At 65.8% G+C, this 23,073-nt stretch carries 24 protein-coding genes; 12 read left to right on the forward strand and 12 right to left on the reverse strand.

All coding sequences use genetic code 11. From position 1 onward, the window contains the following. The first annotated feature begins 142 nt into the window (after positions 1-142). Genes BSY239_RS07650 through BSY239_RS07675 form a run of 6 tightly spaced genes read left to right on the forward strand, consistent with a single transcriptional unit; the run spans position 143 to position 4,954 of the window. Positions 143-754 carry a hypothetical protein gene (locus tag BSY239_RS07650; protein ID WP_156775438.1) on the forward strand — a complete coding sequence of 204 codons (612 nt, stop codon included), beginning with the start codon at positions 143-145 and terminating at the stop codon, positions 752-754. 11 nt (positions 755-765) lie between these two features. Then, entirely contained in the window at positions 766-1,044 is a 279-nt protein-coding gene (locus BSY239_RS07655; protein ID WP_156775439.1) for a hypothetical protein, read from the forward strand. Further along, positions 1,041-1,958 carry an HprK-related kinase A gene (locus BSY239_RS07660; protein WP_216637507.1) on the forward strand — a complete coding sequence of 306 codons (918 nt, stop codon included), beginning with the start codon at positions 1,041-1,043 and terminating at the stop codon, positions 1,956-1,958. The genes BSY239_RS07655 and BSY239_RS07660 overlap by 4 nt, the downstream gene beginning before the upstream one ends. Continuing rightward, positions 1,955-3,058 (forward strand): nucleotidyltransferase domain-containing protein, encoded by a 1,104-nt coding sequence (locus BSY239_RS07665; RefSeq protein WP_069046323.1) that lies wholly within the window; start codon positions 1,955-1,957, stop codon positions 3,056-3,058. Before BSY239_RS07660 ends, BSY239_RS07665 begins: the two co-directional genes overlap by 4 nt. Beyond that, positions 3,055-3,822, forward strand: coding sequence for a S1 family peptidase (locus BSY239_RS07670; RefSeq protein ID WP_069046324.1), 768 nt, complete (start codon positions 3,055-3,057; stop codon positions 3,820-3,822). Before BSY239_RS07665 ends, BSY239_RS07670 begins: the two co-directional genes overlap by 4 nt. Before the next feature lie 13 nt (positions 3,823-3,835). Continuing rightward, a complete protein-coding gene (locus BSY239_RS07675) occupies positions 3,836-4,954 on the forward strand; it encodes an NAD(P)/FAD-dependent oxidoreductase (protein WP_069046325.1) in 1,119 nt (372 codons plus the stop codon). Here BSY239_RS07675 and BSY239_RS07680 read toward each other — a convergent pair whose 3' ends face one another. Then, the gene (locus BSY239_RS07680) at positions 4,955-6,037 is read right to left on the reverse strand and encodes a quinone-dependent dihydroorotate dehydrogenase (protein WP_069046326.1); all 1,083 of its coding nucleotides are present in this window, start codon (positions 6,035-6,037) and stop codon (positions 4,955-4,957) included. A 38-nt stretch (positions 6,038-6,075) separates the two neighbouring features. On the opposite strand from BSY239_RS07680, the gene rpiA reads away from it, so the two are divergent. Further along, positions 6,076-6,747: a ribose-5-phosphate isomerase RpiA gene (gene rpiA, locus BSY239_RS07685; protein WP_069046327.1), complete on the forward strand. Its 672-nt coding sequence runs from the start codon at positions 6,076-6,078 to the stop codon at positions 6,745-6,747. Positions 6,748-6,772: 25 nt separating this feature from the next. On the opposite strand, the gene BSY239_RS07690 is transcribed toward rpiA, so the two are convergent. The 3 genes from BSY239_RS07690 to BSY239_RS07700 all read right to left on the reverse strand — a co-directional run bounded on the left by BSY239_RS07690 (position 6,773) and on the right by BSY239_RS07700 (position 10,080). Next, a complete protein-coding gene (locus tag BSY239_RS07690) occupies positions 6,773-7,420 on the reverse strand; it encodes a glutaredoxin family protein (protein WP_069046328.1) in 648 nt (215 codons plus the stop codon). A 31-nt stretch (positions 7,421-7,451) separates the two neighbouring features. After that, positions 7,452-9,533, reverse strand: a complete 2,082-nt coding sequence (locus BSY239_RS07695; protein WP_069046329.1) for a M3 family metallopeptidase — start codon at positions 9,531-9,533, stop codon at positions 7,452-7,454. 70 nt (positions 9,534-9,603) lie between these two features. Then, positions 9,604-10,080, reverse strand: a complete 477-nt coding sequence (locus tag BSY239_RS07700) for a YhbY family RNA-binding protein (protein WP_069046330.1) — start codon at positions 10,078-10,080, stop codon at positions 9,604-9,606. Between the two features lie 44 nt (positions 10,081-10,124). Here BSY239_RS07700 and BSY239_RS07705 point away from each other — a divergent pair, with 44 nt between their 5' ends. The 5 genes from BSY239_RS07705 to BSY239_RS07725 all read left to right on the forward strand — a co-directional run bounded on the left by BSY239_RS07705 (position 10,125) and on the right by BSY239_RS07725 (position 15,699). Further along, positions 10,125-10,802, forward strand: coding sequence for an RlmE family RNA methyltransferase (locus tag BSY239_RS07705; protein WP_069048861.1), 678 nt, complete (start codon positions 10,125-10,127; stop codon positions 10,800-10,802). Positions 10,803-10,947: 145 nt separating this feature from the next. Continuing rightward, positions 10,948-12,867 carry an ATP-dependent zinc metalloprotease FtsH gene (gene ftsH, locus BSY239_RS07710; RefSeq protein ID WP_069046331.1) on the forward strand — a complete coding sequence of 640 codons (1,920 nt, stop codon included), beginning with the start codon at positions 10,948-10,950 and terminating at the stop codon, positions 12,865-12,867. A gap of 69 nt (positions 12,868-12,936) precedes the next feature. Then, the gene (folP, locus tag BSY239_RS07715) at positions 12,937-13,767 is read left to right on the forward strand and encodes a dihydropteroate synthase (RefSeq protein WP_069046332.1); all 831 of its coding nucleotides are present in this window, start codon (positions 12,937-12,939) and stop codon (positions 13,765-13,767) included. Between the two features lie 103 nt (positions 13,768-13,870). Further along, complete coding sequence (gene glmM / locus BSY239_RS07720) at positions 13,871-15,214, forward strand: phosphoglucosamine mutase (protein WP_069046333.1); 1,344 nt, start codon at positions 13,871-13,873, stop codon at positions 15,212-15,214. After that, positions 15,211-15,699, forward strand: a complete 489-nt coding sequence (locus BSY239_RS07725; RefSeq protein ID WP_069046334.1) for a GNAT family N-acetyltransferase — start codon at positions 15,211-15,213, stop codon at positions 15,697-15,699. The genes glmM and BSY239_RS07725 overlap by 4 nt, the downstream gene beginning before the upstream one ends. Before the next feature lie 7 nt (positions 15,700-15,706). On the opposite strand, the gene BSY239_RS07730 is transcribed toward BSY239_RS07725, so the two are convergent. From BSY239_RS07730 to BSY239_RS07765, 8 genes are read right to left on the reverse strand one after another with little or no spacing between them, the layout of a single operon-like run. Continuing rightward, positions 15,707-16,909 carry an exo-beta-N-acetylmuramidase NamZ family protein gene (locus BSY239_RS07730; RefSeq protein ID WP_069046335.1) on the reverse strand — a complete coding sequence of 401 codons (1,203 nt, stop codon included), beginning with the start codon at positions 16,907-16,909 and terminating at the stop codon, positions 15,707-15,709. A 5-nt stretch (positions 16,910-16,914) separates the two neighbouring features. Further along, positions 16,915-17,460: a DOMON-like domain-containing protein gene (locus BSY239_RS07735; RefSeq protein ID WP_083239869.1), complete on the reverse strand. Its 546-nt coding sequence runs from the start codon at positions 17,458-17,460 to the stop codon at positions 16,915-16,917. Positions 17,461-17,495: 35 nt separating this feature from the next. Continuing rightward, a complete protein-coding gene (gene arsB / locus BSY239_RS07740; RefSeq protein WP_069046337.1) occupies positions 17,496-18,533 on the reverse strand; it encodes an ACR3 family arsenite efflux transporter in 1,038 nt (345 codons plus the stop codon). Further along, entirely contained in the window at positions 18,533-19,033 is a 501-nt protein-coding gene (locus tag BSY239_RS07745; RefSeq protein WP_069046338.1) for an arsenate reductase ArsC, read from the reverse strand. Before BSY239_RS07745 ends, arsB begins: the two co-directional genes overlap by 1 nt. A 10-nt stretch (positions 19,034-19,043) precedes the next feature. After that, positions 19,044-19,373 carry an ArsR/SmtB family transcription factor gene (locus tag BSY239_RS07750; protein ID WP_069046339.1) on the reverse strand — a complete coding sequence of 110 codons (330 nt, stop codon included), beginning with the start codon at positions 19,371-19,373 and terminating at the stop codon, positions 19,044-19,046. 10 nt (positions 19,374-19,383) lie between these two features. Next, entirely contained in the window at positions 19,384-20,622 is a 1,239-nt protein-coding gene (gene arsJ, locus BSY239_RS07755) for an organoarsenical effux MFS transporter ArsJ (protein WP_069046340.1), read from the reverse strand. A gap of 2 nt (positions 20,623-20,624) precedes the next feature. Beyond that, entirely contained in the window at positions 20,625-21,668 is a 1,044-nt protein-coding gene (locus BSY239_RS07760) for an ArsJ-associated glyceraldehyde-3-phosphate dehydrogenase (RefSeq protein ID WP_069046341.1), read from the reverse strand. Between the two features lie 43 nt (positions 21,669-21,711). Next, on the reverse strand, positions 21,712-23,043 hold the full coding sequence (locus tag BSY239_RS07765; RefSeq protein ID WP_216637508.1) for a hypothetical protein: 1,332 nt from the start codon (positions 23,041-23,043) through the stop codon (positions 21,712-21,714). Between the last annotated feature and the right edge of the window lie 30 nt (positions 23,044-23,073).

A 23,073-nucleotide genomic window follows, 5' to 3' on the forward strand; every position in this document is an offset into this window, starting at 1 on the left:
AATCAAGGACTTGTAAGCAGCTGTTAGTTTCGGCAGGATTCTTGCTTGCACCATCCAAAACCCACCTGACGCTCGACCTCACAAGTCTCGACCGCTCGAATCCGCGACACAGACCGACAGCCCGGGAAGCAGGAAGCCTCACATGAACGACAAAAGCACGCCTTCAACGAATCAAACGCCTGCCAAGGCTTCGAACGGTCTCAGCCGTCGGCGATTGGTGCGAGCAGGCCTTGCATCTGCGCCGGTCCTGGCTGCCTTGAAAAGCAATTCCGTATTGGCCGGGGGGAGCGAACACACCTGTATCCGTCCTTCTTCGTTTTCGTCGTTGAAGCTTGCTGAGATGACGGTCAGCAAAGGCCGTGTCATCCGCGACGACTTTGAATGCAAATCCCATGGTTACTGGAAGAATCACAACGGAAACCTGACCTCGACTTTCAAGCAAACGCTGTTTCTGGACTCGTCGGTGACGGGCTTCATTGAGAACCCGGGTGGCGCGTTCACTGGCAAGACGCTGCAAGATGTTCTCGACATGGGAGGCAACCGGAACAACAAGGCCTTGGCGCGTCATGTGGTCGCGGCATTCTTGTCGGCAAAGTCTGTGGGTAACGATTCCGAGCGTGTGCTGTTGACCGTCTCCCAGTGCCAGGCGATCTGGAACGGTCAGGGCAATTGGTCGCCTTTTGCTGGTGCCAATTGGACTCTTGTCGACACCATGAATTATTTCGACAAGGTGTTCGGTCCATCTTTCTTGTGAGGGAAAGTGGCATGCAGGTTCGCTGCCGCTGCCAAAGGCCTCTTGAACTTGCACTCCACGTCTTTGAAGACGGGGTGGCCGTGTTTGATGAACGCGACGGCAGCCTGCATGCACTCAATCCGATCGCCGGTGAAGCGCTAGGGCACCTGATCTGCAACACGGCATTGTCTGACCTTGAGTTGTTGCGCCTGATTCTGGTGGAAGAACCGATCGAATCCGAACTGGAACAGGTTCGCGTCCTGTTGAATGAATTGGTCAGCCTGGGCTTTGCGGAATACACAACGACGTGAGCCAGCCAACGACCCTGAACGTGTTGTCCTTGCCCGATCTGGCCCATCGATTGGCGGAAGATGGGATCGTCCTCAGAGTGCCGCCGTTCGTCATGCAGATCCGCAGTCCCATTCCCGTGGTCGCTGAAGGCTTGCTGGCCTTGTACGGCGAGAATGAATGGCTTGATGAGGTCGGGACCTTTGCTGATTTTCACGTGGCAGTCCTGACGCAGCACTTGTTGTACAAGAAGCTGTGCGTGTTCGAGATGGACGGCTTCAAGCCTTTCACGCCACTGGCCTACGGCGAAGCGTTTGCCTTCCTCGAGTGGGGCATGAACTGGTGCATCACCAGCCATTGCCACAACTGGCTCACCATCCACTCGGCCGTGCTGGAAAAAAATGGTCGTGCCGTGTTGCTGCCAGCGCCCCCCGGATCGGGCAAGAGCACGCTGTGCGCGGCGCTGATGCTGCACGGCTGGCGGCTGTTGTCCGACGAGATGGCTTTGCTGGATCCGGAGACCGGCCTGGTCACGCCTGCGCCCAGGCCCGTGAGCCTGAAGAACGCTTCGATTGAGGTCATCCGGCAGCGTGCCCGCGGCTTGAGCTTCGGCCCCACGGCACACGACACGCTCAAGGGCACCGTCGCACACATGCAAGTGTCGCGCGAGAGCCTGGCGAAGGCACATGTGCCTGCCTTGCCTGCCTGGGTGGTTTTCCCCAAGTACACCAAGGGATCGCCTCTGACGGTGAGCGAGCATCCCAAGTCCCAGGCCTTGGTGGAGTTGGCCTCCAACAGTTTCAACCACCACGTGCATGGCCGCACCGGCTTTGAGGCTCTCGCCGCCTTGGTCGAGCGCTGTGACTGCCACGATCTCGAATACGCGTCGCTGGACGAGGCACTGGCCTGGTTTGACGCCTTGGAGGGTCAGGCATGACGCCCCATTCCGTCGCCGTGTTGCTTGACGCCCTGGTCCGGCCGGCCAGCCTGGCCGAGCTGTCCATGGCGCAGTGGGACTTGCTGGTGCGCCAGGGTCGTCGCGCCGACGTGCTTGCCCGCGTCGGCGAAAACGCCCGCTTTCATGGTGTGTGGGACGACCTGCCATTGCAGCCCCGCAGGCATCTGGAATCGGCCATGAAGCTGGCGCAGCGCCAGCATGTGGAGCTGCGCCACGAGGTGCAGGCGATTGCCCGGGCGTTGGCGCCGTTGGACGAGCCAGTGGTGCTGCTCAAGGGCGCCGCTTACGTGCAGGCGGGGCTGGCCGTTGCGCGTGGGCGCATGGTGTCGGACGTGGACATCCTGGTGCCGCGGGAGCGCCTGACGGAAGTCGAATCTGCCTTGATGATGGCCGGCTGGGTGCAAACCAACCGCGACGCCTACGACCAGCAGTACTACCGCCAATGGATGCACGAGCTCCCACCGTTGCGCCACGTCAAGCGCGGCTCGGTTCTCGACGTGCACCACGCCATCCTGCCGCCGACCGCGCGGCTCAAGCCCGACTCGGCACTGTTGCTTGTGGACTCGGTGGCAGCGGGCGACGATGAGCGCGTTCGTGTGCTCGCCAGACCCGACATGGTGTTGCACAGCGCCGCACACCTGTTTCATGAGGGCGAGCTGGAGATGGGTTTGCGTGGACTGGTTGACCTCGACGCGCTGTTGCGCGAGTTCGGCCGCGACCTGGACTTCTGGCCCGCCTTGCAATCGCGGGCCTTGCGGCTTGATCTGGCCGGGCCGCTGTACCTGGCTTTGCGCTATACGCGCCTGCTGTTGCAGACGCCCGCGCCCGAGGGGTTCGAAACCGAATTGCAGGCGGCTGCGCAACGCCGTGGCGCCGTGATGCCCGAGGGTCTGCAGGATGCGCTGTTCCTGCGCGCGCTGCGTCCCGACCATGCAACCGCTGCCGACCGCTGGACGCCGCTGGCGCGCGCCATGCTGTACCTGCGCGGACACTGGCTGCGCATGCCGCCGGCGTTGCTGGGCTGGCACCTGCTGCGAAAGATGTTCAAAAGCCTGCTCACCCAAAGGACCGCCCCATGATTCGACGCGAATTCCATCTGGCAGGTCTCGCAGGGCTGTTTCTGCTGGCAACGTCTCACGTGCAGGCCGGTTTGGCCGAGGCCATCGTCAAGCTCAAACCCTCGGTGGTGTTGATCGGAACCTTCAAGGCCACCGACAGCCCTCGTTTCCAGCTTCGGGGCACGGGTTTCATCGTGGGCAACGGCCAGTTGGTGGTGACCAACTCGCATGTGCTGCCCGCGCCCGCAGGGGGCGACGCTCCCGCGCTGGTGGTGCAGGTGCGACAGGCCTCGGGCGAATGGCAGATGCGTCCTGCGGTGATGCTGGAAACCAATCCGGCGGTCGATCTGGCCCTGCTGCGCATGGAAGGCGCGCCGGGCACGGCCGCCCGGCTCGGCGATTCGAATTCCGTGCGCGAAGGCGACGATCTGGCCTTCATGGGTTTCCCCATCGGTGGGGTGCTGGGCTTTTCGCCTGTGACGCACCGCGCCACGGTCTCCAGCATCACACCGGCAGCGCTGCCCAGCCCTTCGGCCGGGCGCCTGAGCGAAATGGCCATCCGCGGACTGCGCAATGGCACTTTCAACATCTTTCAGCTCGATGCCACCGCCTACCCCGGCAACAGCGGCGGACCGCTGTTTCACCCCGAGACCGGTGAGGTGCTGGGTGTGCTGAACATGGTGCTGATCAAGGGCACGCGCGAGTCGGCGCTGAGCCAGCCCTCGGGCATTTCGTACGCCATTCCCGGCGTGCATGTGCGCGAGATGCTGGACCGGCATCGCTGAGGCTGACACTGACATGAGCCCGAGTCTGGAAAAGGTCGACGCGCTGGTCATCGGTGCCGGCGTGATCGGGCTTGCGGTGGCGCGCGCGCTGGCGATGGCCGGACGCGAGGTCATGGTGCTGGAGCGCGAGGCCGCGATCGGCACCGGCACCAGCTCGCGCAACAGCGAGGTGATTCACGCGGGCATCTACTACCCGGCCGGGTCGCTGAAGGCACAGCTGTGTGTGCAAGGGCGCGAGGCGCTCTACGCGTACTGCGCCGAGCGCGGCATTGCCCACCGACGCTGCGGCAAGCTGATCGTGGCCAACACGCCGTCCCAACTGGCCAGCCTGCCCGGCATCGTGGCCCAGGCGGCCGCCAACGGTGTGGCGGATCTGGTGTTGCTGAACCAGCAGGAAGCACAGGCCATGGAGGCCCAGCTGCAATGCCTCGGCGCGGTGCATTCGCCATCCACCGGCATCGTGGACAGCCACGCGCTCATGCTCGCACTGCAAGGGGACCTGGAGAACCACGGAGGGCTGGTGGCGTGCCACAGCGGTGTTCGTGAACTGGCGGTGACGCCGCGGGGCATCCAGGTGGAGTCGCTCGACGGCACACGTCTGCTCGCTCGAACCGTCGTCAACTCGGCGGGGCTGCACGCTTGTGACCTGGCCCGCAAGATCCGCGGGTTCAACCCGCGGCTGGTCCCCAAGCCCTGGTATGCCAAGGGCAGCTACTTCACGCTGGCCGGGCGCTCGCCTTTCACGCACCTGATCTACCCGGCACCCGAGCCCGATGCGCATCTGGCCGGACTCGGTGTGCACCTCACGCTGGACCTGGGTGGTCAGGCCAAGTTCGGACCCGACGTGGAGTGGACTGCGTCACCCGACGACCTGCAGGTGAACCCCGCGCGTGCCAATGCCTTCTATGCCGAAGTGCGCCGCTACTGGCCCGCCTTGCCCGAAGGCGCCTTGCAGCCGGGTTACGCGGGCATCCGACCCAAGATCAGCGGGCCACACGAAGCGGCGGCCGACTTCGGCATCCAGGGGGCCGACGAGCACGGCGTGCCCGGTCTGGTGAACCTGTTCGGCATCGAATCGCCCGGCCTCACCAGTTGCCTGGCCATTGCCGACCGGGTGGCGGCACTGAGCTGATCAGGTGCCCATGGCCTGGATGGCCCGGGCGGATTCCCACACCAGCGAGGGGCCCTTGTAGATGAGGCCGGTGTAGATCTGGACCAGGTTGGCGCCCGACTGGACCTTGCTCACGGCATCCGCTGCGCTGAGCACACCGCCCACGCCGATGATGGGGAAGCTCTTGCCCAGGCAGGCGCGCAGCTGGCGGATCACCTGGTTGCTCATCTGCAGCACCGGAGCGCCCGACAGGCCGCCGGCCTCGTTGGCGTGGTCCATGCCTTTCACCGCGTCGCGGCTGAGTGTGGTGTTGGTGGCGATCACGCCCATGGCGTCCGTGGCTCGGCCCTCGCTGTCGGTGCCGTAGCGCATCAGCGTGGCTGCAATCACCTCGATCTGCGTGTTGTCCAGATCGGGCGCGATCTTGAGAAACACCGGGATGCGCCGGCCGTGGCGCTGCGCCAGCAATTCGCGCCGTTCGGCCACCGCACCCAGCAGGGCGTCCAGCGCCGCGTCGCTCTGCAGGCTGCGCAGGTTTTGCGTGTTTGGGCTGGAGATGTTTACGGTCACGTAGTCGGCGTGCGGGTACACACCGTCGAGGCAGGTGAGGTAGTCGTCGGTGGCCCGCTCGATCGGCGTGCTCGCGTTCTTGCCGATGTTCAGACCCAGCACCATGGGACTGGCGCCGCCCTGGCTGCGAAAGCGCGCGCGCTGCACGTTGGCGACAAATGCGTCCAGGCCTTCGTTGTTGAAGCCCAGCCGGTTGATCAGGGCGTTGGCCTTGGGCAGGCGGAACATGCGCGGTTTGGGGTTGCCGCTCTGGCCCAGCGGCGTGACGGTGCCGACCTCCACGAACCCGAAGCCCATGGCCGCGAGTCCGTCGATGCAGCGGGCGTTCTTGTCGAGGCCCGCCGCCAGACCCACGCGGTTGGGAAACTGGATGCCCGCCACCGTGTGGGGGTCGTGAATGCGGGGCTCGCTGTACAGGCAGGTCAACGGCGAACGCTGCAGTTTTGCGATGGCACCGAGGGTCAGTTCGTGGGCGGCTTCGGGGTCCATGCCGAACAGGAAGGGGCGGGCGGCGGCATAGGGCAGAAGCGACATCGGATAATCCAGGGCTGTTGTTTCACCGATTGTCTCAAATGACCCAAGACGAACTCAAAGCACTGGTTGGCCAGGCGGCCCTGCAATACGTGACCCCCGGCGAGATCGTGGGGGTGGGCACCGGCTCCACCGTCAACAAGTTCATCGACGCACTGGCCAGCATCAAGGACCAGATCCCCGGCGCTGTGTCCAGCTCCGAGGCCTCCACCGCGCGCTTGAAAGCCCTGGGCATTGCCGTGTTTGAGGCCAACGAGGTCGGTGAACTGTCGGTCTACATCGACGGCGCCGACGAGATCGACGCCCAGGGCCACATGGTCAAGGGCGGTGGTGCCGCGCTCACGCGCGAGAAGATCGTGGCGGCGCAGTCGCGCCGCTTCGTCTGCATCGCCGACGAATCGAAACTGGTGAAAGCGCTGGGCGCGTTTCCACTGCCCGTGGAAGTCATTCCGATGGCCACCGCGCGTCTGGTGCGCCAGTTCGCTGCCATGGGCGGTCAGGCCCGTGTTCGCATGAAAGACGGCGCGCCGCTGGTGACCGACAACGGCCAGCACATCCTGGACGTGACCGGACTGCAGATCGCCGACCCGCTGGCGTTCGAGAGCCAGGTCAACCAGTGGCCTGGCGTGGTGACCGTGGGCGTGTTCGCCCACCAAAAGGCGAGCGTGTGCCTGTTGGGCACGTCGGATGGCGTGAAGACGCTGACGTTTTAAGTCTAAGTCGGCGCCCGACGCCGGGTCAGAAGCGGATGCCGGCGGGGTTGGTCACCGGGGGCGCCACCGACGGTGCCGGTGCCTCGACCGGTTGCGTCTGCGCCGTGGTGGCTGGTGCAGGTGCTGCAACTGGGGCCACCGCCACCAGGGGTGTGGGGGCAGCGCGCCGGTAGGCGCTGGGCAGGGCCGACTGTTTGGGGTAGCCGGCTGCGTCGAGGAACTGGGTCCACTCGCCGTCCGAATACCCTTTGATCTGCTGGCTGCCGATGGTCACGAAGGGCAACGAACTCTGGCCGCTCAGTCGTTTGAGCGCCTCGGCGTCCTCGAAGGTGGTGATGGTCTTTTCGCTGTAGGGAATGCCGCGCGCGTTGAGCAGGTTGCGCCCGCTGTTGCAAGGTGCGCACTCGGGGCTGGTGTAGAGCACCACGGGGTAGCGGCTGGCGACCTGGCGCAGTTCAAACGGCAACTGGGCACTGGCGCCACCGCCCGCACCGGAAGATCCCGACGCCACCGGGCGCGCGTTGGCTGCGGGCGGTGGCTGGTCCGAATAGCTCACCCGGCCATCGGGCCCGACGATGCGGTACACGCCCTGGGCCAGGGCAGAGACGGACACCAGACCCAGCACGAGACCGAGCGCGGCCATGCGCAAGTGGGGGGGAGTGAAGATGTTCATGTCGACTCCTATCGGCAAGCAAGGAAACAAATCAAGCCATGCCCTGGTGACGCAACAGGGCTTCAATGCTGGGTTCGCGGCCCCGGAAGGCCTTGAACGAGTCCATGGCCGGGCGGCTGCCACCGGCTTCCAGGATCGCTTCACGATAGCGGCGGCCGGTGGCCACGTCCAGCGTGCTGCGGCCGTTTTGCTGTGCGGCTTCCTCGAACGCCGCGTAGGCGTCCGCCGACAGCACCTCGGCCCACTTGTAGCTGTAGTAGCCGGCCGAGTAGCCGCCGGCAAAGATGTGGCTGAAGGTGTGGGGCGAGCGGCTGTAGGCGGGGGGCTGCAACACCGCCACCTCGTCGCGCACCTGTTGTTGCAAAGCGAGGATGGCCTCGCCGCTGGTGGCGGGCTGGGGCAGGCTGTGCAACAGCATGTCGAACAGCGAAAACTCCACCTGGCGCAGCGTTTGCAGCCCGCTCTGGTAGTTCTTGGCGGCCAGCATCTTGTCGAACAGCGCGCGCGGCAGCGGCTCGCCAGTGTCCACGTGGGCCGTCATGTGCTTGAGCACGTCCCACTCCCAGCAGAAGTTCTCCATGAACTGGCTGGGCAATTCCACTGCGTCCCATTCCACGCCGCTGATGCCGGACACATCGCGCTCATTCACTTGCGTGAGCATGTGGTGCAGTCCGTGGCCGAACTCGTGGAAGAGGGTGATCACGTCGTCGTGGGTCAGCAGCGCGGGCTTGCCGTTCACGCCTTCGGCGAAGTTGCAGACCAGGTGCGCCACCGGCGTCTGCAGCGCGCCGGTGTCGGGGCGCAGCCAGCGGGCGCGCACGTCGTCCATCCAGGCGCCGCCGCGCTTGCCGTTGCGCGCAGCCGGGTCCAGGTAGAACTGGCCGACCAGCTCGGTGCCTTGGGGGCCCGAGCGTTCGATACGGTAGAACTCAACGCTCGCGTTCCACACCGGTGCCTGGTCGCGGCGGATGGCCACCTCGAACAGGGTCTCGACGATCTGGAACAGGCCGGCCAGCACCTTGGGCGCTGTGAAATAGGGTTTGACTTCCTGCTCGCTGAAGGCGTAGCGCGCTTCCTTGAGTTTTTCGCCGATGTAGGGCCAATCCCAGGCCTGAGGGTCGCTCAAACCGAGGTCGCTGGCAGCAAAGGCGCGCAGGTCGGCCAGGTCTTTTTCGGCGTGGGGGCGGGCCTTGGTGCCCAGGTCGCGCAGGAAGGCCACCACCTGCTCGGGCGATTCGGCCATCTTGGGCACCAGCGACACGTCGGCGTAGTGCCGGTAACCCAGCAACTGCGCCTCTTCGTGCCGCAGGGCCAGCAGCTCGCCCATGATGGCGGCGTTGTCGAACTTGACCGCATCGCCTTCGGCCTGGTCGCTGGCGCGGGTGGCGTAGGCGCGGTAGAGCTTCTCGCGCAGCGGGCTGCTGTGGGCGAACTGCATCACAGGCAAATAGCACGGCATCTTCAGGGTGAGCTTGTGGCCGGTCTTGCCTTCGGCCAGCGCGGCGGCGGCGGTGGACTGCACCACGTCGTCGGGCACGCCGGCGAGTTCGTCTGTCGTCACATACAGCGCGAAGGCGTCGGTGGCATCGAGGGCGTTTTCGCTGAATTTCTGTCCCAGTTCGGCCTGGCGCTCCTGCAGCCACGCAAAACGGACCTTGGCCTCGCCCTGCAGATCGGCGCCGCCCAGCACGAAGCCGCGCATGGCGTTGTGGTGGGCGCGGGCCTGTTCTCTGGTCAGGCTGGCCGGGTCCATGGACTTGTACTTGGCGTACAGGCGCTCGTCGGCTCCCAGACGGGTCCAGAATTCGGTGACCTTGGGCAGCGCTTCGTTGTACGCGGCGCGCAGTTCGGGGGTGTCGGCCACGCTGTTGAGGTGGCTCACGGCGCCCCAGGCGCGCGACAGGCGCTCGGTCGGCACGTCCAGGGTTTGCGACATGCGCTTCCAGTCGGCGGGGAAGTCGCTGGCCGTCACCGCTTCCAGCGCAACGCTGGAAGCCTGCATCAGTTCGTCAATGGCCGGACCCACCAGCGCAGGCGTGATGGCATCGAACAGGGGCAGGTCGTCGAAGTTGAGCAGGGGGTTTTGGGCGAAGGGGGCGGTACGGTCGTTCATGCGTTCTCAGATGTGGCGCTGGGGGTGAAGTTCAAGCCGCGACGGCATGAACGAACGTCGGGCTTGGCTGTTACTGCGATTGGGCGCTCTTCTTCACGCTCTTTTTCATGACCTTGGCCCGCTTGATCTGGCCGCCGGTGGTCAGGCGCTGGTTGCCCAGCACGCGCACCACCTTCACCTCGGGGCGCTGGCCGCCGCGTTTGCTGAACTTCAGCACCTTCACGTCGCGCGGGCCTGGCATGCGGTCTTCGTCGACCACCTTGACCTTCTCTTCCACAGGGCGCCAGAGCACCAGCAGTTTGCCGATGTGCTGGATGGGTGCGGCGTCGAGCTCGTCGGCCAGGGTGTGCAGCATGGCCTCGCGGGCGACACGGTCATCGCTGAGCACGCGGACCTTGATCAGGCCGTGCGCCTTGAGCGCCGCCCCGATTTCTTTTTTGACGGCGGGGCTCAATCCGTCGTTGCCGATGTGGACAACGGGGTCGAGGTGGTGGGCTTCAGCGCGGTGAACTTTGCGCTGGGCGGGCGTGAGTGTGATCTGGGGCATGGGACAATTATCGTTTACACAGACCTCAGGCAACCCTCATGGGCATGAAAGTCAAAACCCAGAGCAAAAAGGTCAACAAGGCCTGGCTCAACCAGCACGTGAACGACCCGTACGTTCGCCTGGCCAAAAAAGACGGCTACCGTGCGCGCGCTGCCTACAAGCTCAAGGAACTCGACGAAACCCTGGGATTGATCCGCCCGGGTGACTGCGTGGTCGACCTCGGCTCGGCACCCGGCGCCTGGAGCCAGTACGCGCGCCGCCGGCTCAGCCCGCAGGGCGCGGCCGTGGGTGAACTGCACGGCACCATCATTGCGCTGGACATGCTGCCCATGGAAGACGTGGAAGGTGTGCATTTCATCCTGGGCGACTTCCGCGAAGCCGCGGTGCTGGAAGAACTGGAGAAATCCCTGACCGACCGCGGTGTTCACCAGGTTGATGTGGTCATCTCAGACATGGCGCCCAACCTCTCGGGCATCGGCATGACCGACGCCGCCCGCATCACGGATCTGGTCGAGCTGGCGGTGGATTTTTCGATCAAGCACCTCAAGATCGACGGCGCGCTGGTGGTCAAACTCTTCCACGGTGGCGCCTATGACCCCATGGTCGCCCTGTTTCGCCAGACTTTTCGCACGGTGAAGGCGGTCAAACCCAAGGCGTCGCGCGACAAATCGTCTGAAACCTTTCTGGTCGGCATGGGTCTCAAATCCACAGTACGGGGCTGAGTACGGCGCCTCGTGGCCCGCCATAGGCAAAAGCCAACCCTTCCATTGACACAGCCTCGTCACCTGCATGAGGCACCGGCGCTTGAAAGTCCTAGAATGACTCCCACATGCGCATAACCGCCAATACCGACTCCAGGAGCTGCACTTGAACAATCAGTGGTTTTCGAAAATCGCCGTGTGGATGGTGATCGCCATGGTGCTTTTCACCGTCTTCAAGCAGTTCGACACACGTTCTGCCGCCGGCTCCGGCTACGTGGGCTATTCCGAGTTTCTCGATGAGGTGAAAGCCCGACGCATCAAGAGCGCCACCATCCAGGAGGGCCAGGGCGGCACCGAGATCGTGGCCATCACGCAGGACGATCGTCGCGTGCGCACCACGGCCACCTACCTCGACCGCGGCCTCGTGGGCGACCTGATTGCCAACGATGTCAAGTTCGACGTGCGTCCGCGCGAAGAAGGCTCGCTGCTCATGACCTTGCTGGTCAGCTGGGGCCCCATGCTGTTGCTGATTGGCGTGTGGATTTACTTCATGCGGCAGATGCAGGGCGGCGGCAAGGGCGGGGCGTTCAGCTTCGGCAAGAGCAAGGCCCGCATGCTGGACGAGAACAACAACACCGTTACCTTTGCCGATGTCGCAGGCTGCGACGAGGCCAAGGAAGAGGTGAAGGAGGTCGTGGACTTCCTGAAAGACCCGGCCAAGTTCCAGAAACTCGGTGGGCGCATTCCGCGCGGCCTGCTGCTCGTCGGCCCGCCCGGTACCGGCAAGACACTGCTCGCCAAGGGTATTGCGGGTGAAGCCAAGGTGCCGTTCTTCAGCATCTCGGGTTCGGACTTCGTGGAAATGTTCGTGGGCGTGGGCGCGGCCCGTGTGCGCGACATGTTCGAAAACGCCAAGAAGAACGCACCCTGCATCATCTTCATCGACGAGATCGACGCCGTCGGCCGCCAGCGTGGCGCCGGCCTGGGCGGTGGCAACGACGAACGTGAACAGACCCTGAACCAGATGCTGGTCGAGATGGACGGTTTCGAGACCAACCTGGGTGTGATCGTGGTCGCCGCCACGAACCGCCCCGACATCCTGGACGCCGCCTTGCTGCGCCCGGGCCGTTTCGACCGCCAGGTCTACGTGACGCTGCCCGACATCCGCGGCCGCGAGCAGATCCTGAACGTGCACATGCGCAAGGTGCCGCTGGGCACCGACGTGAACCCGAGCGTGATCGCGCGCGGCACGCCCGGCATGAGTGGTGCCGATCTCGCCAACCTGTGCAACGAAGCCGCCCTGATGGCCGCGCGCCGCAACGCACGTGTGGTGGAGATGCAGGACTTCGAGAAGGCCAAGGACAAGATCTTCATGGGCCCCGAGCGCAAGAGCATGGTGATGCCCGAGGAGGAGCGACGCAACACGGCCTACCACGAGTCCGGCCACGCGCTGATCGGCAAACTGCTGCCCAAGTGCGATCCGGTGCACAAGGTCACCATCATCCCGCGCGGCCGTGCGCTGGGCGTGACCATGAGCCTGCCGGCACAGGACCGCTACAGCTACGACAAGGACTACATGCTGAACCAGATCAGCATGCTGTTTGGTGGCCGCATCGCCGAAGAAGTGTTCATGAACCAGATGACCACCGGTGCCAGCAACGACTTCGAGCGTGCAACGACGATTGCCCGCGACATGGTGATGCGTTACGGCATGACCGACGCGCTCGGCCCGATGGTGTACGCCGAAAACGAAGGTGAAGTGTTCCTGGGCCGATCGGTGACCAAAACCACCAACATGAGCGAATCCACCATGCAGAAGGTGGACGCCGAGGTGCGCCGCATCATCGATGCGCAGTACAAACTGGCGCGCGACCTGATCGAAGAGAACAGCGACAAGATGCACGCCATGGCCAAGGCTTTGCTCGAGTGGGAAACCATCGACGCCGAGCAGATTGACGACATCATGGCCGGCAAGCCGCCCCGTCCTCCCAAGGACTGGACGCCGCGCAACCCCTCGGTGGGTGGTGGTGGCGGCAGCGGTGGCTCGCCCGCCGTGGCGGCCGACCCGGCACCCACGGCCGCCTGAGCGGCCCGGGGTTTCCAACCAGACACACGGGGCTTCGGCCCCGTTGTCGTTTCCGATTCGAACACCTTCATGCACTGGCAGACCACCCGCTTCGACATCGACCTCGCCACCCCGCAGGTCATGGGCATCGTCAACGTGACGCCCGATTCCTTTTCCGACGGTGGTCAACACGCAGGCACCTCCGCAGCCCTCAAACACTGCGAGCAGCTCATTCGCGACGGCGCTCACCTGCTGGACATCGGCGGTGAGTCCACCCGACCCGGCAGTCCGGCCGTGCCGCTGGATGAAGAACTTGCGCGGGTGTTGCCTTTGGTCCGCGAGGCGGTGAAGCTGGGTGTGCCGGTCTCGGTGGACACCTACAAGCCCGAGGTGATGCAAGCCGTGCTCGACGCAGGGGCCGACATCGTCAACGACATCTGGGCGCTGCGCCGTGGCCACGCGCTGGACGTGGTGGCGGCGCATCCGCGCTGTGGTGTGTGCCTGATGCACATGCACCGCGACCCGCAGACCATGCAGGTGGCACCGATGGAGGGCGACGTGTTGCCGGCGGTGGCCGATTTCCTTCGCGGGCGGGCTGACGCACTCACGGCACGCGGCATCGCTCATGAGCGCATCGTGCTCGACGCCGGCGTGGGTTTTGGCAAGACCGTGGCGCAGAATTTCAGCCTGCTGGCGCGCCAGAGCGAGTTGATGGCCCTGGGCTGGCCCATGCTGGCGGGGTGGTCGCGCAAATCGTCGTTGGGCGCCGTCACGGGGCGCGAAGTGCCTGCCGATCGGGTGGCCGCCAGCGTCGCCGCGGCCTTGCTGTCGGTGGAGCGCGGCGCGCGCGTGGTGCGTGTGCACGACGTGCGTGAAACAGTGGACGCCTTGAGGATCTGGCAAGCCATCCAGCCCGCGTGAGCGTGTCGCCGCCCCGCGATAATCCAACCCGGTCCTCGCGTTGCGCCACCCGTTGACGCGGCGCCAGCAGGCTCCCCACACAGAACAACACAGAGGACACCCCATGCCCCGCAAATTCTTTGGCACCGACGGCATCCGCGGCACGGTCGGCCAGGCCCCCATCACCCCCGACTTCGTCTTGCGCCTGGCGCACGCCGTGGGCCGCGTGTTGCGCCGCACCGAGGCGCACCCCACGGTGCTCATCGGCAAGGACACCCGCATCTCCGGCTACATGCTGGAGGCCGCGCTCGAATCCGGCTTCAACTCGGCGGGTGTGGACGTGGTGCTGCTCGGCCCCGTGCCCACGCCGGCCGTGGCCTACCTCACGCGCGCCCAGCGCGCCAGCCTGGGCGTGGTGATCTCCGCCAGCCACAACCCGTTTGCCGACAACGGCATCAAGTTTTTCAGCGCCCTGGGCACCAAACTGCCGGACGACTGGGAATACGCGGTGGAAGCCGCGCTGGACGAGCCACCGGTGTGGGCGGCGGCGGCCGATCTCGGCAAGTCGCGCCGTCTGGAAGACGCCGCCGGTCGTTACATCGAGTTCTGCAAGAGCACCTGCTCGCACAACCTCTCGCTCAAGGGCATGAAGATCGTGGTGGACGGCGCCAACGGCGCGGCCTACCAGATCGCACCCGCGGTGTTCCACGAGCTGGGCGCCGAGGTCATCAAGATCGGGTGCACACCCGACGGCCTGAACATCAACCACGGCGTGGGCGCCACGCACCCGCAGGCCATGGTGGAAGCGGTGAAGGCGCACGGCGCGCACTACGGCATTGCGCTCGACGGCGACGCCGACCGCCTGCAGATGGTGGACGCCGACGGCCGCCTGTACAACGGCGACGAGCTGCTGTACCTGATCGTGGCCGACCGGCTGGCCCGCGACCACGACGTGCCTGGTGTGGTGGGCACGCTCATGACCAACATGGCGGTGGAGGTGGCGCTGAAAGCGCGTGGTGTGAAGTTCGTGCGCGCCAAGGTGGGCGACCGTTACGTGCTCGAAGAGCTGGAGAAACACGGCTGGATCCTGGGCGGCGAGGGCTCGGGCCACTTGCTGGTGCTGGACCGCCACACCACCGGCGACGGCCTGGTGTCGGCCTTGCAGGTGTTGCACGCCTGCGTGGACAGCAGCAAGACCATGGCGCAGCAACTGGCCGACGTGACACTGTTCCCGCAGACGCTGATCAACGTGCGCCTGCAGCCCGGGCAGGACTGGAAGACCAACACCTTTCTCGCGCAACAGACACAGGCTGTGGAGGCTGAACTGGGTGACAGCGGCCGGGTGCTCATCCGCGCCAGCGGCACCGAGCCCTTGCTGCGCGTGATGGTCGAAGCGCGGGATCCCCAAAAGGCGCTGGATTGCGCCGAGCGGCTGGTGGCCGCTGTTCGTGCACAGGTGCCCGTGTGAGCGCCGTGACCACCGTTCGCGCCGACTACGCCGATCCCGCACACGCGGCGGCTCTGGTGCTGCTGCTCGACGCGTACGCCAGCGACCCGGCCGGGGGTGGCGAGGGCCTGTCGGACTTTGCCAAGGAAAGCCTCGTGCGCGAACTCGCCGCGCGGCCGCAGGCCTACAGCGTGCTGGCCTTCGACGGCGCGCAGCCGGTGGGTCTGGTGAACTGCATCGAAGGTTTCTCCACCTTCGCCTGCAAGCCGCTGGTGAACGTGCACGACGTGGCGGTGCTCGCCAGCCACCGCGGGCGTGGCATTGCCGAGCAGATGCTGGCGCTCGCCGAAGCGATTGCCGTCGAGCGTGGCGCGGTCAAGATGACGCTGGAAGTGCTTTCGGGCAACCATCCCGCTGTGCGGCTGTACGAGCGCATTGGCTATGCGGGTTACCAGCTGGACCCGGCGATGGGCTCCGCCCGGTTCTTCCAGAAGTGGTTGAGCTGAACCCGCTTCAGTAGAGCAGGAAGGGCGCGCGTTCCGCCGCCCAGGCCGCTTCGTCGGCGGCAGCCGCCGTCTCCAGCACCTCGGGCGCGGCGGTCACATCGTCCACCCATTCGCGCAGCAGCGGCCCGCCGTTGATGAGGTCGATCGCCAGGCGCTCGTGCTCGTACTCGTAGGCGAAATCGCGCCACAGCGGGTACTCGGGCGCCTGCAGGCGCAGCGCGCGAAACGCGAGGGACTGCAGCCGCCAGGGCTTGAAGGCCGCGTGGTCGTAGTGGGTCGGGTCTTCCACATGGATCTGCACACCGGCGCACAACTGCCCCTGGTGTTTGTGGAAGGTCGGCTCGAAGAAACACGGCCGCAGCACGCAGCCCAGCAGCCACTGCGGCGCGATGCGGCGCATGTCGGCCAGCAGGCGCGGCACGTCGATGCCCGGCGCACCAAACAGCTCGAGCGCACGTGTGGTGCCACGGCCTTCGGAGAGCGTCGTCCCCTCCAGCATCACCGTGCCGGCGTAGGCGCGCGCCATGCTCAGGTTAGCGGCGTTCGGGCTGGGGTTGATCCAGCTGCGCTCGGTGGGCCAGCCAAAGCCGGGGGCGGCCTCCGGCTCCCAGCCCGTCATGGTGATCACGCGGTAGTCCACGCGCAGGCCCAGCGTGGCGATGAACCAGTGGCCGAGTTCGCCCATGGTCATGCCGTGGCGCATGGGCATGGGGCCGGCGCCCACAAAACTTTCCCAGCCTTCGCGCAGCGTGAGTCCCTCAATGGGCCGGCCGGCCGGGTTGGGCCGGTCCAGCACCCACACCGCCTTGCCGTGTTGCGCCGCGGCTTCCAGCACGTAGCGCAGCGTGGTGATGAAGGTGTAGATGCGGCAGCCCAGGTCTTGCAGGTCGACCAGCAGCACGTCGAAGCTGGCCATCATCGCGTCGGTCGGTCGGCGCACTTCACCGTAGAGGCTGTACACCGGGATGCCCAGTGTCGGGTCGAGGTAGTCGGGCGACTCGACCATGTTGTCCTGCTTGTCGCCACGCAGACCGTGTTGCGGCCCGAAGGCGGCGCTCAGCGTCACGTCGGGCAGGGCGGCCAGCGCGTCGAGTGCGTGTGTGAGGTCGCGCGTCACCGAGGCCGGGTGGGCCAGCAAGGCCACGCGCTGGCCTTTGAGCGGCGCGCGAATGGCGGGGTCTTGCAGGAAACGATCGAGGCCGAATTGCATGGCGGTCAGTTCGCGGGCAGGGCCAGGCGCAGCGAGTGCCCGGCGGGGTGGTGGAAATCGGGGCGGGCTTGCGGGTGCTGCAGCGCCCAGTAGCTCAGGCGCCCGTCGTGTTCTTCGATCACAGCGCACAGCGCCAGTGCAAGGTGTTGGGCGGGCGAGGGCAGGGCAGCCAGTGGCAGGTGCACGTCCAGCGTGAGACACGTCGGTGTGATGGCGAATTGCATCGCAGGCGCGGGCAGGTCGGGTGCGGGCGAGGTGTCGCGTTGCCGCTCGCCGGCAAAGCGGTAGCCCGCCCACTGGCCCGAGGGCGAGAAGTTGAATTCGCGGTAGGCCGCATCTCCCTCGGCTGCCACAAAGGCTTCGAGGCAGGTGTGCTGCCACAGGCCATCGGCCTGTCCGGGCGTGGTGGCGGAGGGGATGCGCAGTCCGGCAATGTCGCCGCTCAGCGCGTACACCAGGCGCAAGCCCATGCGGGTCGGGCTCACGGTCGCCTTCAATTCCCACGGCGCAGACGCCGGTGTGGCCGGGTGGCAGGTGAGGTCGACGGTCAAGGAGGGCTGGTGGGAAGTCACAGCGCCGTATTGTCTCAGGCGCCCGCGTCCTTCAGCTGCGTGGGATCGGCCGGTCGCCGGGCGTTGACCAGCGCCACCAGCGACAGCATCACCGGCACCTCGACCAAGACACCGACCACCGTGGCCAGCGCCGCGCCGCTGTTCAAGCCGAAGAGTGAAATGGCCACCGCCACAGCCAATTCGAAGAAGTTGGAGGTGCCGATCAGACAGGCCGGGCCGGCGATGTTGTGCGGCAGCTTGAGCCACTTCGCACCCCACCAGGCGATGAAGAAGATGCCGTAGCTCTGCAGCACCAGCGGCACCGCGATGAGCAGGATCACGAGCGGCTGGCGCACGATGGTCTCGGCCTGGAAACCGAACAGCAGCACCACGGTGGCAATCAGCCCGATCACCGACCACGGCTTGAGCGCGGCCACAAACGCCGTCACGGCAGCGGGTCCGCGTCGCAGCAAGAGCTGGCGTGTGAGCATGCCGACCACCAAGGGCATCACCACGTACAGCACGGTGGACAGGAGCAGCGTTTCCCAAGGCACGGTCACGTCGGTCACGCCGAGCAGAAAGGCCGCGATGGGCGCGAACGCCACCACCATGATCAGGTCGTTGATCGACACCTGCACCAGCGTGTAGTTGGCGTCGCCTTTGACGAGCTGGCTCCACACGAACACCATGGCGGTGCAGGGCGCCACGCCCAGCAGGATCATGCCGGCGATGTATTCGCTGGCCGATTGCGGATCGACCCAGGGCGCAAACAAGTGCTGGAAGAACAGCACGCCGAGTGCGGCCATGGTGAACGGCTTGATGAGCCAGTTGACCACCAGGGTGAGCACGAGCCCTTGCGGCTTCTTGCCCACATCGCGCACGGCGTGCCAGTCGATCTGGATCATCATTGGATAAATCATCACCCAGATGAACACAGCCACCACCAGGTTGACCTGCGCAACCTCCATGGCCGCCACGGCCTGAAAGACCAACGGAGCGACCAGGCCCAGCCCCACGCCGGCCACGATGCCGAGTTCCACCCACACGGACAGATAGCGTTCAAACAGTCCCATCAGGCTTTGACCTGGCCGATGCCGGCGAGCTCTTTTTTCAGCGCCAGCTTGTCGAGTTTGTCGATGGGCAGCACGGTGAGCAGCGCGATGCGCCGGTTCATCACGATGAAACAGTCGTTGAACGCGCGCTGGATGACCTCGTTGCTGCCCCTGACCGCGGCGGGATCTTCAACACCCCAGTGGGCCGACATGGGCTGGCCGGGCCAGATGGGGCAGACCTCACCGGCGGCCTTGTTGCACACGGTCAGCACAAAGTCCATGCGCGGCGCATCGATCGCCGCAAATTCGTCCCAGTTCTTGCTGCGCAAGCCGGTGGTCTTGAAGCGGTTGCGCTCCAGCAGTTCGATGGCGTGCGGATTGACCTCGCCTGTGGGGTGGCTGCCCGCGCTCCAGGCGCGAAAGCGGCCCGCTCCCATCTGGTTGAGGATGGCCTCGGCCATGATGCTGCGCGCCGAATTGCCGGTGCAGATGAACAGGACGTTGTAGGTGGACATGGTCATGGAAAGCCTTTCAACAGGCGGTGCAGACAGGAACAGAGGCTGTGACTTCGCAGGGCTCACCCTGGCAGCAATGGGCGGTGAGGAACTGCAGCAAATCGTTCATGGCACCGAACTCGGCGCGGTAGATCAGGTGGCGGCCATCGCGCTCCTGCGACACCAACCCGGCGTGGCTGAGTTCCTTGAGGTGAAACGACAGTGCCGTGCTGGCCACACCGAGCGATTCGCTGAGCTGACCCGGCGTGAGGCCCTGGGGGCCCTGCGCCACGAGCGCGCGGAAGATGCGCAGGCGCGTCTCTTGCGCCAGGGCACCAAGGGATTTGACGGCGAGGGTTTCGTCCATGGGTTCTCCTTCAGGCGGTGGTGTGTTGCAGGGTGGCTTGGGTGGGCAGCTTGAGCGTGGCCAGCCAGCAAACGATCAACATGAGGGCCGAGCCCAGCAAGGCATAGAGCAACCCGCCCCACTGGTAGAGCAGGCCCGAGAGCAGCGTGCCGCTGAATCGGCCCAGTGCGTTGGCGGCGTAGTAAAAGCCCACGTCTTCGGCCGCTTTCTCCGAGCCGGCGTAGGCCAGCACCAGGTAGGAGTGCACGGACGAGTTCACCGCGAACGCAAAGCCGAAAACGCCCAACCCGCCCACCACCACCCAGGGCAGGTGCGGCACTTTCAGCGCCACGGCTGCAGCCAGGCCGATGGGGACCAAGGCCAGCAGGGCCGACCAGAGCCGCGCGGCCGGCACCTCGGTGCTCAGTCCGTCGGTGCTGCGTTTGACGAACGCCGGTGCCATGGCCTGCACCGCGCCGTAGCCGATGGTCCAGGCGGCCAGAAACGTGCCGACCATGGTGAAGGTCCAGCCCTGTGAATACAGGTACACCGGCACGCCCACCACAAACCACACGTCGCGCGCACCGAACAGCACCACGCGTGCTGCGGCCAGCACGTTCACCCCGGTGTTCTTCGCAAACAGTTCCCTGGCCGATTTCGACGCCTTGCTCTTGCCCATCATCTGCGGCAGCGCGCTCACCACGCCCACCAGCACGAGTGCCAGCAGCGCCGCCATGGCCCACAGCGCCTGCTGGAAACCCAGCGTCTGCAGCAGCAAACCACCCAGGAAGAAACCCACGCCCTTCATGGCGTTCTTGCTGCCGGTGAACCACGCCACCCATTTGAAGAGCTGGCCCGAGCCCTGGTTCTTCGCCTGGTCGGCCGTGACCTTGATGGCCGATTTGCTCGCGGTCTTGGTGAGGTCCTTGGCCACACCGCAGATGCCTTGCGCCAGCACCACCCAGGCCACCGACATGGCCGCGCTCCAGGCGGGGTCGAGGAAAGACAGCACGGTGAAGCCGATGATCTGCGTGACCAGGCCGACGGTGAGCATGCGCGTGATGCCGTAGCGCGTGGCCAGCCAGCCGCCGACGAAGTTGGCCACGATGCCGGCGGCTTCGTACAGCAGAAACAGAAACGCCAGCGTGAACGGCGAGTAGCCCAGGCCGTAGAAGTGCAGCAGCACCAGCATGCGCAGCGCGCCGTCGGTGAGCGTGAACCCCCAATAGGCGGCGGTGACGATGGCGTAGTTGCGTTCGGCGGTGTTCATCTTCAGATGCCAACCTTGTGCATGTGGCAGGCCAGGTCGACCATGCGGCAGGCGTAACCCATCTCGTTGTCGTACCAGGCGTAGACCTTGAGCAGCGTGCCGTCGGTCACCATGGTGGAGGGCGCGTCCACGATGCTGGAGCGTGTGTCCCGCGCGTAGTCCACGCTGACCAGCGGGCGTGTCTCGTAGCCCAGGATGCCGGCCAGAGGCCCCTTCGCAGCGACTTCGAACAAAGCGTTCACCTCGTCCACCGTGGTCTCGCGCTGCAGCTCGAACACGCAGTCGGTCAGCGACGCATTGAGCGCCGGCACCCGCACCGCGTGGCCGTTGAGCTTGCCCTTGAGTTCGGGGTAGATCAGCGCGATGGCGGTGGCGCTGCCGGTGGTCGTGGGCGCCAGGCTCATGAGGGCGCTGCGGGCGCGGCGCAGGTCCTTGTGCGGTGCGTCCACCACCAGGTTGGTGTTGGTCGGGTTGTGCAGCGTGGTGATCTGGCCGTGGCGGATGCCGATGGCCTCATGCACCACCTTCACCACCGGCGCCAGGCAGTTGGTGGTGCACGAGGCGGCGGTCACGATGCGGTCGCGCGCGGGTTCGTACAGCGTTTCGTTCACGCCCACCACGATGTTGAGCACGCCACCGGTCTTCACCGGTGCTGCCACGATGACGCGTTTGGCGCCACGGTCCAGATGGCCCTGGATGGTCTCGGGCGTGAGGAACTTGCCGGTGCACTCCAGGACCAGGTCCACACCCAGGTCACCCCATGGGATATCGCCAGCGGTGGCGTGCGAACTGAACGACATGCGTTGCTGGTCGATGCGGATGGCGTCTTCGCCCTCGGCTTCGATGTCGGCCCGCCACTTGCCTTGCACGCTGTCAAAGGCCAGCAGGTGGGCGGTGGCGGCGGCGCCGCCCTTCAACTCGTTGAGGTGCACCACCTGCAGCCGGTTGCCGGCGCGTGGGTCGGTGGTTTCGCGTTCGGCTGCGCCGAGGGCGGCGCGCAAAGCCAGGCGGCCGATGCGGCCCATGCCGTTGATGCCAACTTTCATGCGGGAATGTCCTGTGGGAAAAGTGCGCGACGCGCTGGTTGATTCAATCTGTATTGAATTGTTGAAGGGCTTCATGACCGCTCTGTGACAGCGCTCTGGCCGGGTCGGGCACCACCACCACCGGCGAGAAGCCGCCGCCCTCGGTGCGGAAGTTGGTGGTCTGCCCGGTCCAGGTGCGCGCGGCCAGCAGCTGCACCTGGCCCCGGTAGGCGTAGGCGCGAATGTCCAGCTTGAGCCGTTGTGTGCCGTCCTGTACCCGAACCAGCCGCTCGCTGGGCGGCACGAGTGCCTGGGCCACGTAGTCGCCCGCCAGGATCTCGCCCCACACGCGGCGGGTGAGCTTGTCGCCGCGGTAGGCCGCGCGCGCGCCGAAGCCGGCGGCTGGTTTGAAGAACAGGCTCCGGCGTCCGGCCCAGAGCGCGTCCGCGTTGTCGGCGCTTACCCGATGCGTGGCGGGCACCACAGCGCTCAGCAAGGCACGGTCTTGCTCGCTCACGCCCCAGCTTGCGAGCAGGTCGGCGTCGGACAGGGCAACGAGGTTGCGCTTGTCGGCGTACAGCGCGTGGGTGCGGGGGTTCGGTGTCAGCACCACCGCACCCGCCTCAAAGGCGAGCCGCAAGGCCTGGTGGGCCTCGTCCTGCAAGTAAAAGTCGGTGAGGCGGTTGTAGACCAGGTCCACCGCAGTTCCGGGCGGCAGGGCTGGGTGGTGCAGCGCGCCGGCGTGCCACTGCAGCTCGGCGGGGTCGGCCACCAGGGCCGTCAGGCCGTGGGAGGCAAAGAGTTCGCGGAACATGTCGAACTCGGGCGCGAGGTACTGCTGCGCGGGCGCGTCGTCCACGATGAGCACGGTGCGCAGGGGGGCATCGCCCCGCTGTGCCGTCCATTCGGCGCGGAACATGTCGGCAAACGCCGCATCGATCGCGCGCAGCGAACCCACCGGGTCAACCACTTCGCCCATGGCTTGGCAGCAGGCGCTGTGCGCGCGGGCCAGGGCCGCGTTGAGCAGTGCGCCCCCCGCGTTGCTGTTGATTTCAATCAGGCGCGGGCCGTGGTCGGTGAGGTGGAAGTCGTAACCCATGAACACGCCCGCCGGGCCGTGGTCCAGCGCGGCGATCGCGGGTGCCCGGGCCAGCGCCTGCTGCTGCCAGGCGGGCAGGGCAATCACGCGTTCGATGGTTGTCACCGAATCCTGGATGCGCTGAGCCATGCCCGGGTCGATGAACACCGCAGTGGCCGAAAAGAGGTGCGGGTGGCTGACGCTCAGGCGCGCGGCCAGGCCGTCGAGCGCAGGGCCGGTTTCCAGCTGTTCCCGCAAGCGGGGCAGGGACAGCGTCTGGCAGGCGCAGCCCAGATTGAGTTGGTCGGCAAGGTTCATGGCAGGGGTGGGGTGTGTCAAGGATTCAAT

Origin of the sequence: Hydrogenophaga sp. RAC07, assembly GCF_001713375.1 — a bacterium.
Classification (GTDB): Bacteria; Pseudomonadota; Gammaproteobacteria; order Burkholderiales; family Burkholderiaceae_C; genus Hydrogenophaga.